Source organism: Streptosporangium fragile (assembly GCF_039534445.1).
GTDB classification, from domain to species: Bacteria; Actinomycetota; Actinomycetes; order Streptosporangiales; family Streptosporangiaceae; genus Streptosporangium; species Streptosporangium fragile.
Window position 1 is genome coordinate 106,623 of sequence record NZ_BAAAVI010000024.1, and the last position, 12,676, is coordinate 119,298.

Here is a 12,676-nt window from a genome sequence, read left to right on the forward strand (position 1 = left end):
CCGGGGGTCCGCGGGCCGCTCGGCGCTCGCAGATCGCCCGGCCCCCGCGGACCGCCTGGATCGCGCTGGTGACGGTGCTGGCGCTGCTGACGGCCTCTTTCGGGTTCGGGGGTCCGCTCGGCTCCGGTACGGCCGCCGCCGCGGCTCGCGCGCTCCCCGGCGACGTCACGGGCCCGGCGACCGACGCGACCGCCACGGCGGCCCGGAGGTCTCCCGGCGGGGTCGTGACGGCGGGGACCACCGGTGCGGCCGCCGCGGCTCGGGCCATCCCCGGCGGGGTCGTGGTCGTCGGGGTGCCGGGGCTGGAGTGGAGCGACCTGGACCCGGCGCGGACACCGAACCTGTGGCGGCTCGTGGAGGAGGGCGGGACCGCCTCCATGTCCACCCGGGCGGTGCCGCCGCCGGAGCGGAGCATCACCTGCCCGGTGGCGGGCTGGCTGACGGTCTCGGCGGGCCAGCGGGCGGGAGCGCCGGGGGCCGGCTGCGCGGCGCCGCGGGCGCCGGAGCCGGAGTCCGGCGGCGGGGCGAGGGTGCCGGACTGGGCGGAGCTGACGGCTTTCAACGCCACCACCGCCTACCGGCCGGTCCTCGGGCAGCTCGGGCAGCTCGCGGCCGACACGGGCGTCCCGGTGGCCGCGATCGGGCCGGGCGCCGCGCTCGCCGCTGCCGACAAGTCCGGAAAAATCGCTAAATATGCAGCGAGCGTCGCGGAACTCGGCGACCCGGCCCCGTACCGGCTGATCGTGCTGGAGGCCGGTGACCTCACCCACGCCTGGACCGGCTCGGGCCCCGCCGCCGACGGCGCTCCGCCCGCGATGACGGCCGAGGCCAGGCGCGACGCCGTCGCGGGAGCCGACCGCACCGTGGGCACGCTCCTCGACCGCCTGCCGTCGCGGCCCGGGGGCACGACGATCCTGGTCGCGGGACTGGCCGACACCTCCGCGGCGCCGCACCTGCACGTGGCGATCGCCCACGGGCCGTCGTCCGGCGGCGGGGCGTACCCGCGCGGCTACCTCACCGCCACCTCCACCCGCCAGGACGGCCTGGTCACCAACACCGACCTGACCGCCACCGTGATCGGCCTGCTGGGTCTGACCGCGCCCAACGGCGTCGTGGGCCGCGCCTGGCAGGGCGGCGGGCCGGCCGCCGAGCCGGCCGGGGCGCGGGTGGCCACGCTGGCCGACGACGATCTCGCCAGCCAGGTGCTGGGCAAGGTGCGGGGGCCGTTCTTCGCGGTGTTCGTGGCGGTGCAGATCCTGTTCTACCTGCTGGCCGCCGTCGCGATCCGGCGCGGCTGGGGCGGCTCACGGGCCCTGACCGCCACCCAGGTGGTCGCGGTGGTCAGCGGCGCCATCGCCGTCTCGACGTTCCTCGCGCAGCTCGTGCCGTGGTGGAGTCTGCCGGCCCCGATGGCCGGAGTGATCGTGACGATCCTCGGCATCGCCTGCGTGATCGCCGCGCTGGCCTTCGCCGGGCCCTGGCGGGCGCACCCGCTGGGCCCCCTCACCGTGGTCGCCGGAATCACCTCGGTGGCGCTGCTGGCCGACGTGATGACCGGGTCCGCGCTCCAGGTGAACGCGGTCACCGGCTACGAGCCCATCACCGGGGGGCGTTTCTACGGTTTCAGCAACATCGCCTTCGCGGTCTGTTCGGCCGGCACGATCCTCGCGCTGGCCGGGATCGCCCAGTGGCTGCTCTCGCGGGGCCGGCGGGCGCTCGCACTCGCCGTGTGCGCGGTCTACGGCGGGTTCGCGGTGTTCGCCGACGGCTGGCCGGCCTGGGGCGCCGACTTCGGCGGGGTGCCGGCGTTCCTGGTGGGAGTGGCCGTGCTGCTGATCCTGCTGTCGGGCAGGCGGGTCTCGCCGGTCAAGCTGGGCCTGGTCGGCCTGGCGGGCGGCCTGCTGATCGGGGCCATCGCGGTGGCCGACTGGCTCAGGCCCGCCGACCGCCGCACCCACCTGGGCGCCTTCGTCCAGCAGGTGCTCGACGGGGAGGCCTGGACCGTGATCGGCCGCAAGTTCGGGGCGATGATCGGGGTCACGGTGGGCAACTGGTCCCTCTCGCTGCTCTCGCTGGTGGCGCTGGCCTTCCTGTTCCTCGTGCTCGACCGGCCGTCGCGGTGGGGCGCCCCGGCGCTGGGCCGGGCCTACGCGCTGGCGCCCGCGCTGCGCGCCGGGCTGCTCGGCGCGCTGACCTGCGCGCTGATCGGCTTCCTGATGAACGACTCGGGCATCGCGATCCCGGCGATGGCGCTCACGGTCGCGGTGCCGCTGACGCTGGCCGCCTCCGTGCGCGTCCTGCAGCTCTCACCGCCCACCACGCCAGGGCGGCCGTCAGCGCCAGCAGCGTCCACGGCACCGCCGTCTCCCTGAGCAGGGTCTTGGTCCACTCCAGGTCCGCGGGGCGCCACGCCTCCCGGGCCGGCAGGTAGCCCAGCGACAGCACGGTCGCCCGGGCCACCATGAAGCCCTCCAGGGCGGGCCAGGAGGCCATGGCCAGCAGCGCGAAGGCCAGCCCGTCGTACCAGGGCAACGCGTACGGCGCGGCGAACAGCCAGGCGACGACCATCACCGCGGCGACCGCCGGGGCGGTGTCGGCGGGCGCGGCCCGCAGCATCGCCCAGGCCAGGACGGCCAGCAGGAGCAGGGAGCCGGCCTGGATCCAGACCGAGTAGGCGCCCGGCCCGAACACCGCCTGAAGGCCGGTCTTGACCAGCTGCCAGGGTGTGGCGAGGGAGACCTTCCTGCTGGCGGCGCTCACCTGGTCGAGCGCGTGCGGCCCGGCGACCGCGTAGACGGCCGCCACGGTCGCCGTCGCGGTCCCGGCCACGACGGCCAGCCGGCCGGGCGAGCGGCGCAGTTCCCAGGCGGGGCCGAGCGCGACGAGCCCGGCGTTGAGCTTGACCCCGATGCCGATCCCCAGCAGCAGCCCCGTCCGGGCACCGTGAGCCGTCAGCGCGGCCACCATGCAGGCGATGGCGAGGGTGTCGACGTGCATCCCGGCCGACAGGTGGTAGATCATCAGCGGGTTGGCCGCCCAGAGCAGCGCCGCCCGTCGCTGCAGGTCGGTGTCACCCCGGGTGAAGCGGTGCAGCAGCAGCGCCGTGCCGATGAACGCGGCCGCGTTGACCAGGGCCATCACGAAGACCGTCAGCCTGACCGAGTCACCGCCGACCAGGCTCGCCAGCGCCTGCACGGCGGTCGCCGCCGGGCCGTAGACGCTGGTCACCCCGGCCCACTCCTCCACCGCCCCGGTCACCGGGTCGGCGGGCAGCGCGGCGGGGGTGACCGCGTACGGGTCGTGGCCGAGGGCGGCCAGGCGGCCGTAGGCGGCGTAGTTGAGGTGGTCGGCCGAGCCGGAAGGCGGCAGGAAGGCGAGCAGCCCCGCGACGGCGCAGCCGGCCGCGAGCGGCCAGCGCGGGTCGGGCCGCCACGACGACCGCAGCGCCGCGGCCAGCCCGGCCCCGCCGAGCAGGATCGCCGCCGCGCCCATGGCGATGACGAGGTGGGCACCGGGGGCGGCCTGGAGCGAGTACGGAGGCTGCCAGGAGGGACCCGGCAGGCGGGGAACCATGGCCGAGGGCCCCAGCACCCCGATCAGGACCGTCAGCCCCGCGGAGAGCCCCATGGCCCCGTACGCGGCGACGCCGGGCCGCCGGGGCACGCCGCCCGTGCGGCCCTGCCCGCCGTCGACGACCGACGCTTCCCGAGTCACCCGCAAATTCCAGCACATCCCGCGCACTGCCCGGGTTACCGCGCACCCGGCCCGCCGAGGTCCCGGCGCGTCCACCGCACCGCCCGGCTCCCGCGTCTCCGGCGCACCTGCCCGGGTTCCCGGACATCCCGTACGCCGCCGAGGTCCCGGCGCGTCCACCGCGCCGTCCGCTCCCACCCGCCTCGCCCGGCGACATGACCGGCGCATCACCCACCCGGGTGCTCGCACGTCCCGCCCGCTGCCCGGACGCCGGGCCGGTCGCCGGCGCGGACGGTCTCAGCGCCCGGCACCGTGCGATCTCCGGCACCGGATCGTGCGGCGGACCCCGGCGGCGCGGGCCCGGGACGGGAGCCGGTGCCCGGTCACCTTCGGGCGAGGAGAGCGCGGGCGACGTCGCGGAACTGCCTGGCCCGGTGGAGCTGGGCTCGCCAGTCGGTGCCGGTGGCGCGGTGGGCCATCTCCACCGGCACCTCCCGCACCCGGAAGCCCTTGCGGAGCAGGTCGATCGTGAGACCGGTCTCCACGCCGAAGCCGCGCGCGAGGGGCAGGGCGGCCTGGAAGGCGGCCCTGGTCAGGCAGCGCTGGCCGTTGAGAGGCTGCGTGGGGGTCCAGCCGGTGGCGCGCTCGACGCCCTCGCGGGCCAGGCGCACCACGAACCCGTGACCGCCGAGTTTCACGCGGGTGACGAACACGGCGATCGTCATGTCGGCCTCGCCCGCCGCGACCGGCTCGATCAGCGGCGCGGCCGTGCGGGCGGTCTCGCCCAGGTCGGCGTCCAGGAAGAGCAGGTGGCGGGGGTCGTCGCCGTCGAGCACGCGCACCGCCTCGGCGCCGCTCTCCATCGCGGCCGCCTTGCCCCGGTTGCGGCTGTGGCGTACGACACGGGCGCCGGCGGCCTTGGCCTCGCGGCCCGTCCGGTCGGTCGAGCCGTCGTCGACGACCACGACGAGATCCACTCCGGGCAGGGTCAGCGCCGCGGCCACGGTGGCCGCGATCCGTTCCTCCTCGTTCTTGGCGGGGATGATCGCCGCTGTGCCGGTCATCCCTGGGATTCGGATGTCAGCAACTTCTCGGGCACGGTCTCGTGCACGACGAACACCGAGTCGAGCCCCGTGACCTGGAGGATCTTGCGAACGGCGGGCCTGGGCGCCGCGACCTCCAGGGTGCCGCCGCGCTCGCGCAGCCGCTTGAGGGCGGAGAGCAGCACGTTCATCCCGGTGGAGTCGCAGAACTCCACGGCGGACATGTCGAGGACCACGAGCGTGGTCCGGCCCTCGCCGAGCAACCGGGTGAACTCGGCCTGCAGGCGGGGCGCGGTGTAAAGGTCGATTTCGCCGACGATGGTCATGACGGCGTGCCCGGCATGAGATCGAGTTGAGACTTTTAGCTCCACAGCGGGCACACTAGCGGCGCCGGAGCCGCTGGTCACGTTCTCTCCGCCAACCCGAGTCGTTCGCCCTTTGTCCCCGGTTTCGGCCCCACGGAAACCCTGAGTGCGCAAAACTTGACACAGCGCAACACCGGCTTGGCCGGAAAATGGGGGGAGACCCCGGACCTCCCGTCCGTCGCTGCGCCACGCCGGCGGCGGCCGTTGAGTTACAGAAACGGGCTCGAACGCATCGATGAACACAGACCTACCTGAGGATCTGCAGCGGCAGCGGCTCCGGGACCACCTGGAGTCCATGATGACCCGCACCGGCAAGGCCACCTCGTGGCGCGATGCGGCCAGTTCCCTGCGAAGCCTGGTGAACCACGAGGGATACGTCCCGATCAGAACCCGGCTGTCGACCGAGGACCTCGACTTCCTGGAGGGAGCGCGCGAGGAGCTGCTCGACTTCGCCACGCTCGGGGTCAGGCTGCTCGACCTCCACCAGCCGCGTGACGCGGGCGGCATCACCAGTGACACCGCCCACCCGATCCTGCGCTGCCGGAGCTGCATGTGGCGGTGGCCGTGCCCGACGTTCCGGGCGATGACCGAATGCCTGGGCACCAGCAGGAGGCTCACGTCCTGCCAGCAGGTCGAACCCGACGACGGCGAGTGCGCCCAGATGACCCTCATGGTCCCCGTGCGGCCCGACGGCGCCGTGACCGCCCCGCTCTCCTCCGACCCGGCCCCGGCGCACACCCAGACCGCTACCCAAGCCCCGGCCCCGGCCCACAATCGGGCCGCCGCCCCGGCACCCGCGCCCAACGGGGTCGGTGCGCCGTGACGTCCGCCCCGCCCCACCCGGCCGGACCGTCCTGACCCGGCCACCCGCCCCGGCCGGGCCGCTCAGCTCAGACCGGGCCGGGCCGCTCAGCTCAGACCGGGCCGGGCCGCTCAGACCAGGCCGGGCCGGGCCGCTCAGACCAGGCCGGGCCGGGCCGCTCAGACCGACAGGGGCAGGCGGATCTCGAAGCGGCAGCCGGGGCCGGTGTTGACGACGCCGATCGAGCCCTGGTGCGCCTCGACGATGCCCCGCGCGATCGCCAGCCCCAGGCCGGCCCCCGCGCCCGCGCCCGCGCCGTCGGATCTCGGGGTGCGGGCCGCCTCTCCGCGGAAGGCGACGTCGAAGACGCGGGGCAGGTCGTCCGGGGGGATGCCGCCGCAGCAGTCGGCGACCGAGAGGCAGGCGACTCCGTCCCGTACGGCGGCACGCACCCAGACGGTGCCGTCGCCCGGGGTGTGCCTGATGGCGTTGACCACCAGGTTGCGCAGCGCCCGGGAGAGCTCACCCGCGTCGGCCTGCACCGGCGCCATCGGGCCGAGCTCGCCGGTCAACCGCACCCCCTTGGCCCTCGCCAGTTGCTCCACCCCGGCCAACGCGTCGGCGACCAGGTCGCCGAGGCCGATGCGGCTGCGCGACAGGCGCAGCGCGCCCGCGTGGATCCTGGAGAGTTCGAACAGGTCGTCGACCATGTCCGCCAGGCGGTCGACCTCCAGGCGGATCTGCCGGTGGTAGCGGGCGACGGTCTCCGGGTCGTCGACCACACCGTCCTCCAGGGCCTCGGCCATGGCCCGCATGCCCGCCAGCGGGGTGCGCAGGTCGTGGCTGACCCAGGCGACGAGTTCACGGCGCGCGCTCTCCAGGGCCCGCTCGCGCTCGTGGGCGAGGCGCAGGCGCCGGTACGCCTGGTCCAGGGTCTTGGCGATCGTGCCGAGTTCGGCGGGCAGGCCGCCGGGCGGCGTGAACTCCCCAGACGGCGGCACCGCCTGGACGGCGTCGACCAGCCTGCGGCTGGCGGCCACGACCCGGCGGGCGAGCACCGTCGCCACGCCGAGGCCGACCAGTCCGCCGACGGCGACCACGCTGAGCACGATGTCGCGCGGGGTGCCCTCGATGATCATTTTCAGGGTGATGGCGATCACACCGCCCACGGTCGCCACCACGGTCACCACGGCGACCACCGCGAGCATCGCCCCGATCGACCGCTCGCGCAGCAGCCACATCACGCCCAGGCCGACCACCGCGACCAGCAGGCCGAGCCCGGCGGTGACGGCGACGATCACCAGCATCTCGGGGATCACGGTTCCGCCAGAGGTTCGTAGCGGTAGCCGACGCCCCAGACCGTGACGATCCGCCGGGGTGCGGTCGGGTCCGGCTCGATCTTCTCGCGGAGGCGCCGGACGTGCACGGTCACCGTGGAGGAGTCGCCGAAGGACCAGCCCCAGACCTGGTCGAGCAGGGTGGAGCGGCTGAAGGCCTGGCGGGGGTTGCGCATCAGATGGGCCAGGAGGTCGAACTCGCGGGCGGTCAGCATGATCTCCGACTCCCCGAGCCGTACCTCGTGGGCGCCGACGTCGACCACCAGGTCTCCGTCCCTGAGCACGCCGGTGCCGCCCGGCACCGAGGCGCCGCGCGCCCGCCGCAGCACCGACTGGACCCGCAGGGCCAGCTCGCGGGGGCTGAACGGCTTGGTGACGTAGTCGTCGGCGCCGGTCTCCAGGCCGACGACCCGGTCCATCTCCTCGCCGAGCGCGGTCAACATGATCACCGGGACCGGCCAGCGCTCCCGGAGCTTCCGGCAGACCTGGAGCCCGTCCATCTTCGGCAGCATCAGGTCGAGCACCATCAGATCCGGTGGGTTGGACAGCGCACGCCTGAGCGCCTCGGCGCCGTCTCCGACGCACTCGACCGCGTGACCGTCACGCTCCAGATAGCGGGCCACGACCTCGGCCACCATCGGATCGTCGTCGACCACCAGAATTCGCGCGCTCATGGTCACCACGGTAGGCCCGCCGGGGCCCGCTCACCCAGCCGCGTCATCGGTCCGTAAGGATCCGTGCCGGGACCCGGCCGTCCCGGCACGGACCCGATCGTTACGATCCGGCCTCCCACGGCCCGGTCCGCGGACGTACGGTAGGGCTCATGAGTCGTGTCGTGTTTGCGGTTCTGGGCCTCCTGCTCGCGCTCTACGTGGTGTTCGGGCTGGTGCTGCCCGCCCTGTTCGGACTGCTGAAGTTCGTGCTCGTGCTGGCGGTGGTGGCCTTCGCGGTCGTCGCCGTGGTCACGGCGGTGGGGAAATTCAGTAGGTGAGCCTGCTGATCGCGCTCCAGACGCTCGCCGTCTGGCTGGTCGACGGCGGCGGCCTGACGGTGGTCGCCGCGGTCGGGCTCGGCGTGCTCCTGCTCGTCTGGGCGGCGTTGCGCCGGTCGCCGGTCGCCTCCGGGGCGGAGCTGCGCGCGCCGCTGTCCCGGCGGGCACGGGCCGGGCGGATGCTGTTCGTCCGTCAGCGCGATCCCGACGCGGCCGGAAGGTCCCGGCCCAGAGCTCCCTCCGCGGGCCCGGCGCCCGCGTGACCTCCGCGGACCCACGGGGTCCGCTCTCGTACGTCCCGTTCCGCGGGCGCCTTCTGCCTGTCCATCCACCGGTCAGAAGGGCCCCTTTTCCATGTTCGATCCCGTCATCGGCTTCACCGCCGGTCTCATCGCCGCCCTCGCCGGGCCGCTGAACTCCACCGCGCTGGCGATCGTCGTTTTCACCCTCGGCGTACGGCTCCTGCTGCTCCCGCTCGGCGTCATGCAGGCCAGGGGCGAGCGGGCCAGAGCGCGGCTCGCGCCCCAGATCAAGGAACTGGGCCGGCGGTACGCCCGGCAGCCCGAGCGGCTCCGGCGCGAACTGGCCGCCCTGTACGCCAAGGAGAAGACCTCACCGCTGGCCGGCTGCCTGCCGGGCCTGGCGCAGTTGCCGTTCTTCACGGTGATGTACCAGGTCTTCGCCTCTTCGACGATCGCCGGTCACGCCAACGCCCTGCTCACCCACGGGCTGCTGGGGGTGCCGCTGGGCCAGCAGTTCGCGGGCACGGTGGCCGGGTTCGGCCTGATCAGCGGGCCGACGCTGGTGTTCGCCGGGCTCTTCCTGCTGCTGGCCGCCGTGGCGACGGTCACGTCGCGGCGGATGCGGCGCACGATGGGCGAGGAGGTCCAGCCGGCGCTGCGCCGGGTGCTTCCCCTGCTGCCGTACGGAACGGTGCTGGTCGCGGCGGTGCTGCCGCTCGCGGCGGGGGTCTACCTGCTCGTCACGACGGCGTGGACGGCCGCGGAGCAGGCGGTGCTGCACCGTCCGGTGCTCGCCGGGCGGTGAGGGCGTCGCTGCACCGCCCGGCGCTCACCGGACACTGAGGGCGTCCCCCGGGGCCGCGTCCCGTTCCACGACATGACAGGTGGCGCGGGACGGGACGCGGCAGGGCGGGGGCCGCCCGCTTCGGCGGGGGACGGGGACTATCCGCATTCGCGGAGGACGGAGGCGGGCTCGGGGGTGGAGACATGACCGTTACTCAGCGTGCCGGCCGCGGTGACCAGAGCCCACACCGTGGTGACGTCTCCCTCGTGCCTGACTCCCCACCGAGTGGCGACGTATTCGACGATTCCGAGGCCTCGTCCTCCCAACGAGGAGAGCGTCGGACGTCCCGCGCGGGGCTCGGTGGCGGCCCCACCGTCACTCACCGCGACCTCGACGTGGTCTTCGACCCAGCGCCACGCGACCCTGATCTGTCCTGACGGCAACGGGTGCGCATGTCGGAGCGCGTTGCTCAACAGCTCGCTGACCACAAGCACCGCATCGTCGATCGCGGGCTCGGACACACCCCGTTCTTGCAGGTCAGAGCAGAGGCGTTGACGTGCGACAGCGACGCTGGACGGTGCATACGGCAACAACACGACGCTCGACGCACTCACCTCCCCGTTATGTCTGTTCCCCCTGAGGGACACACCCCAGTACGACCGAAATGCCCCGTTAGACGGTCTGAGAAACCGTGCACCAATTACAGGTTGTACACATTCGACAATAGATCAGCTCATCCGTGACCGACTCGTTACCGCTCCGGCGTGTCGATCAGGTATGGGCGCCGGGCGTGTCGGCGATGCGAAGGGCAAGGCGCATCCGGGTGCCGCCGGTGGGGCGGGGATGGGCCGAGACGTCACCGCCCTGGGCCCGGGCCAGGCTCCGGACGATGTAGAGGCCGAGGCCGACCCCGCCGAACCTGCGGCGGTCGCCGCTGTCGCCCTGCACGAAGCGCTCGAAGACGTGCTCCCGGCTGGCGTGGGAGATGCCCACGCCCTCGTCGTCGACGACCAGCACCACCCGGTCGCCGTCCGCCCAGGCCTCGACCCTGATCAGGCCGCCGTCCGGGGAGTACTTGAAGGCGTTCTCCAGCAACTGGCCGAGCAGGATGTCGGTGGCGAGCGCGTCACCCACGACCGGCGGCAGGTCGTCGGGGAGGCACACCTCGACCCGGTGCAGGTCCGACAGCACGGGCAGGCCCATCGTCGCGTTCCGCACCAGCTCGGCCAGGTCGAAGTCCTCGATCCGGAGCGTGAGCTCCCCCGCCCCGGCCCGGGAGCCGAGCAGGAGGTGGTCCATGAGCTGGCCGAGGGAGCGGGCCCGCTCGGCGATGGTGTGCACGGCCGAGCGGCGCTCGGCGTCGCTCATGCTCTCCCAGCGCGCGTCGAGCGTGCTGGCGAAACCGCGGACCACGGTGATCGGGGTGCGGAGCTCGTGGCTGGTGGTGGCGAGGAACAGGTCCTTGGCCTCCTCCAGTTCCTTGGCGCGGGTGACGTCGCGGAAGTCGACCACGATCTCGCCCGTCTCCACGATCTCCGCGCAGAGCACGTCCAGCCAGGTGCCGGAGGGGAGCTGGATGGTGAGCTTGTCCCCCGGCTCCGGCAGCCGGAACGGCGGCGGGCCGCCGATCACCTCGGCGGCGTGGAAGCCGGTCAGCTCGGTGGCCGCCGGGTTCCACTGGATGACCCGGCCCTCCTCGTCGAGGACCGCGATGCCGTCGGCGCTGGCGTCGAAGACCGCGCGCTCGTGGGCGCGCTGCCGTACCGCCTCCTGGTAGGCCATGGCGTTGCCCACGGCGATGCCGGCGTGGCCGGCGAGGAGCTCCAGCAACTCCAGCTCCAGGTGGCCGGCTTTGCGCTTGGCGAACAGCGCGTACAGCGCGCCGTACGGCCGGCCGCCCGTGGCCGCGAGGCCGAGCGCGATGGTGTGCAGGCCGGGCAGCTGCGACCAGATCAGCTCGTCCAGCCGCGCCTGGTCGCCGGTCTCCAGCATGACGGTCCGGCCCGCGCGCAGCAGCTTGCCGACCAGGCTGGTGCGCAGGTCGGCGGTGGAGTTCCGCATCGTCTCGGGCAGCTTGTGCCGGGCGACGAGCCGGAGCCGGTCGCCCTCGATGAGCACGAAGCCGCCCGCGTCGGCACCGGTCAGCTCGGTGAGGCTGGCCGCGATCCGGTCGAGCACGGCCGGCAGCTCCCGCTCGGCGTTGATGTCGGCGACCACGTCGGTGAGCCTGCGGACGAGCTGGGCCCGGCGGGCGATGCGGTCGTTGGCGGTCTCGTCGTCCTGGGCCAGGTGGTAGACGCTCACGTAGCCGAGCAGCTCACCGGCGTCGGAGCACAGGGCGCTGGTGTCGACCCGCACGTCGAGGAGGCTGCCGTCGCGGCGGAACCGCTTGGTCCGCAGCGACACCTGGCCACCGGTGCGAACCTTCTCCAGGACCGCGTTGTGCTCGGCCGTCAGCTCCTCGGGGACCACCGGCGCCCTGCGGCCGACCATCTCTCCCGCCGACCAGCCGAACAGGCGCTCGGCGGCCGGGTTCCACGCGATGACCGACTCGTCCGCGTCGATCGCGACGATCGCGTTGGGCGCTGCGGCGACGACCGCACGGCCGATGCCCCCGTCACTCTCGGCCCCGAAGTCCACCACACACCCATAGTGCCGTCTCAACCGGCCTGATCTTGGCACTTTCGTCCCGCACGTGTTGCCACTCGCCGGGGCGATCCGTCCGATACGCTGCGGTCACCACACACCTGGATACGAAAGGGTGGGGCCATGTCATCCGGCGACATCGATGCATTGCTACGGGTGACGTCGCCCGACTACATCGGGACGAGCCATCCCGAGATCGCCTTCGGCACGCTCGACGGGCCGGTGGGGCGCCTCACCTTGGCCGTGACGGCCCGGGGCGTGGTGGCCTGCAGCTACGAGGACGAGAACGTCGTCTTCGAGCGGATCAGCCGGGAGGTCGGCACGTTCATCGGGCCGGACGCCCGGCGGCTCGACCCGGTCCGCCGGGAGCTCGACGCCTACTTCTCCGCCCGCCTGCGCACCTTCACCATCCCGGTCGACCTGCGGCTGTCCACGCAGTTCGCCAGGACCGTACTGCAGATGATGCTCTCGGTCCCGTACGGGACGGTGACCACCTATCGCGAGATCGCCGAGCGGATCGGCAGGCCGCGGGCGCTGCGCGCGGTCGGCAACGCGCTCGCCAGCAACCCGGTGTGCGTGATCGTTCCGTGCCACCGGGTGGTGGAGAGCGAGGTCGTCCTCGGCGGCTACGCCGGGGGCGCGATCGCCAAGGAGCGCCTGCTGCGGATCGAGGCGACCGGCGCGCGCCGCCCGTCCGGCGGCGCGTAGCACCCCCCGGCGGCCACCCGGCGTACGGGTCCGCCCCGGCCGGGTGCGCACCCGGCCGGACGGCG

General features: G+C 73.7%; 13 protein-coding genes. 6 read left to right on the plus strand and 7 right to left on the minus strand.

Features of this window, described 5'->3' with window-relative positions; genetic code table 11:
• The coding region (locus ABD841_RS18265; RefSeq protein ID WP_425582000.1) for a hypothetical protein at positions 1-2,372 on the plus strand (2,372 nt) is incomplete at its 5' end.
• On the opposite strand, the gene mptB is transcribed toward ABD841_RS18265, so the two are convergent.
• The 3 genes from mptB to ABD841_RS18280 all read right to left on the minus strand — a co-directional run bounded on the left by mptB (position 2,254) and on the right by ABD841_RS18280 (position 5,107).
• Positions 2,254-3,714 (minus strand): polyprenol phosphomannose-dependent alpha 1,6 mannosyltransferase MptB, encoded by a 1,461-nt coding sequence (gene mptB / locus ABD841_RS18270; RefSeq protein ID WP_344972956.1) that lies wholly within the window; start codon positions 3,712-3,714, stop codon positions 2,254-2,256. The genes ABD841_RS18265 and mptB overlap by 119 nt on opposite strands.
• 362 nt (positions 3,715-4,076) lie before the next feature.
• Positions 4,077-4,757, minus strand: a complete 681-nt coding sequence (locus tag ABD841_RS18275) for a glycosyltransferase family 2 protein (protein WP_344972958.1) — start codon at positions 4,755-4,757, stop codon at positions 4,077-4,079.
• The gene (locus tag ABD841_RS18280) at positions 4,754-5,107 is read right to left on the minus strand and encodes an STAS domain-containing protein (protein ID WP_344972960.1); all 354 of its coding nucleotides are present in this window, start codon (positions 5,105-5,107) and stop codon (positions 4,754-4,756) included. The genes ABD841_RS18275 and ABD841_RS18280 overlap by 4 nt, the downstream gene beginning before the upstream one ends.
• Before the next feature lie 229 nt (positions 5,108-5,336).
• Here ABD841_RS18280 and ABD841_RS18285 point away from each other — a divergent pair, with 229 nt between their 5' ends.
• Positions 5,337-5,924 (plus strand): hypothetical protein, encoded by a 588-nt coding sequence (locus ABD841_RS18285; RefSeq protein ID WP_344972962.1) that lies wholly within the window; start codon positions 5,337-5,339, stop codon positions 5,922-5,924.
• Between the two features lie 158 nt (positions 5,925-6,082).
• Here ABD841_RS18285 and ABD841_RS18290 read toward each other — a convergent pair whose 3' ends face one another.
• Both ABD841_RS18290 and ABD841_RS18295 read right to left on the minus strand, forming a co-directional pair.
• On the minus strand, positions 6,083-7,222 hold the full coding sequence (locus tag ABD841_RS18290; protein ID WP_344972964.1) for a sensor histidine kinase: 1,140 nt from the start codon (positions 7,220-7,222) through the stop codon (positions 6,083-6,085).
• Complete coding sequence (locus tag ABD841_RS18295) at positions 7,219-7,914, minus strand: response regulator transcription factor (protein ID WP_344972966.1); 696 nt, start codon at positions 7,912-7,914, stop codon at positions 7,219-7,221. Before ABD841_RS18295 ends, ABD841_RS18290 begins: the two co-directional genes overlap by 4 nt.
• 149 nt (positions 7,915-8,063) lie before the next feature.
• Between ABD841_RS18295 and ABD841_RS18300 the strand changes: the two genes are divergently transcribed.
• The 3 genes from ABD841_RS18300 to ABD841_RS18310 all read left to right on the plus strand — a co-directional run bounded on the left by ABD841_RS18300 (position 8,064) and on the right by ABD841_RS18310 (position 9,278).
• On the plus strand, positions 8,064-8,231 hold the full coding sequence (locus tag ABD841_RS18300; RefSeq protein ID WP_344972968.1) for a hypothetical protein: 168 nt from the start codon (positions 8,064-8,066) through the stop codon (positions 8,229-8,231).
• Complete coding sequence (locus tag ABD841_RS18305; RefSeq protein WP_344972970.1) at positions 8,228-8,494, plus strand: DUF6412 domain-containing protein; 267 nt, start codon at positions 8,228-8,230, stop codon at positions 8,492-8,494. The genes ABD841_RS18300 and ABD841_RS18305 overlap by 4 nt, the downstream gene beginning before the upstream one ends.
• A gap of 91 nt (positions 8,495-8,585) precedes the next feature.
• A complete protein-coding gene (locus ABD841_RS18310; protein WP_344972972.1) occupies positions 8,586-9,278 on the plus strand; it encodes a YidC/Oxa1 family membrane protein insertase in 693 nt (230 codons plus the stop codon).
• Positions 9,279-9,415: 137 nt separating this feature from the next.
• Here ABD841_RS18310 and ABD841_RS18315 read toward each other — a convergent pair whose 3' ends face one another.
• Both ABD841_RS18315 and ABD841_RS18320 read right to left on the minus strand, forming a co-directional pair.
• Entirely contained in the window at positions 9,416-9,904 is a 489-nt protein-coding gene (locus ABD841_RS18315; RefSeq protein ID WP_344972974.1) for an ATP-binding protein, read from the minus strand.
• A gap of 124 nt (positions 9,905-10,028) precedes the next feature.
• A complete protein-coding gene (locus tag ABD841_RS18320; RefSeq protein ID WP_344972975.1) occupies positions 10,029-11,900 on the minus strand; it encodes a PAS domain-containing sensor histidine kinase in 1,872 nt (623 codons plus the stop codon).
• Positions 11,901-12,026: 126 nt separating this feature from the next.
• Between ABD841_RS18320 and ABD841_RS18325 the strand changes: the two genes are divergently transcribed.
• A complete protein-coding gene (locus tag ABD841_RS18325) occupies positions 12,027-12,611 on the plus strand; it encodes a methylated-DNA--[protein]-cysteine S-methyltransferase (RefSeq protein ID WP_344972976.1) in 585 nt (194 codons plus the stop codon).
• The last annotated feature ends 65 nt before the right edge of the window (positions 12,612-12,676 follow it).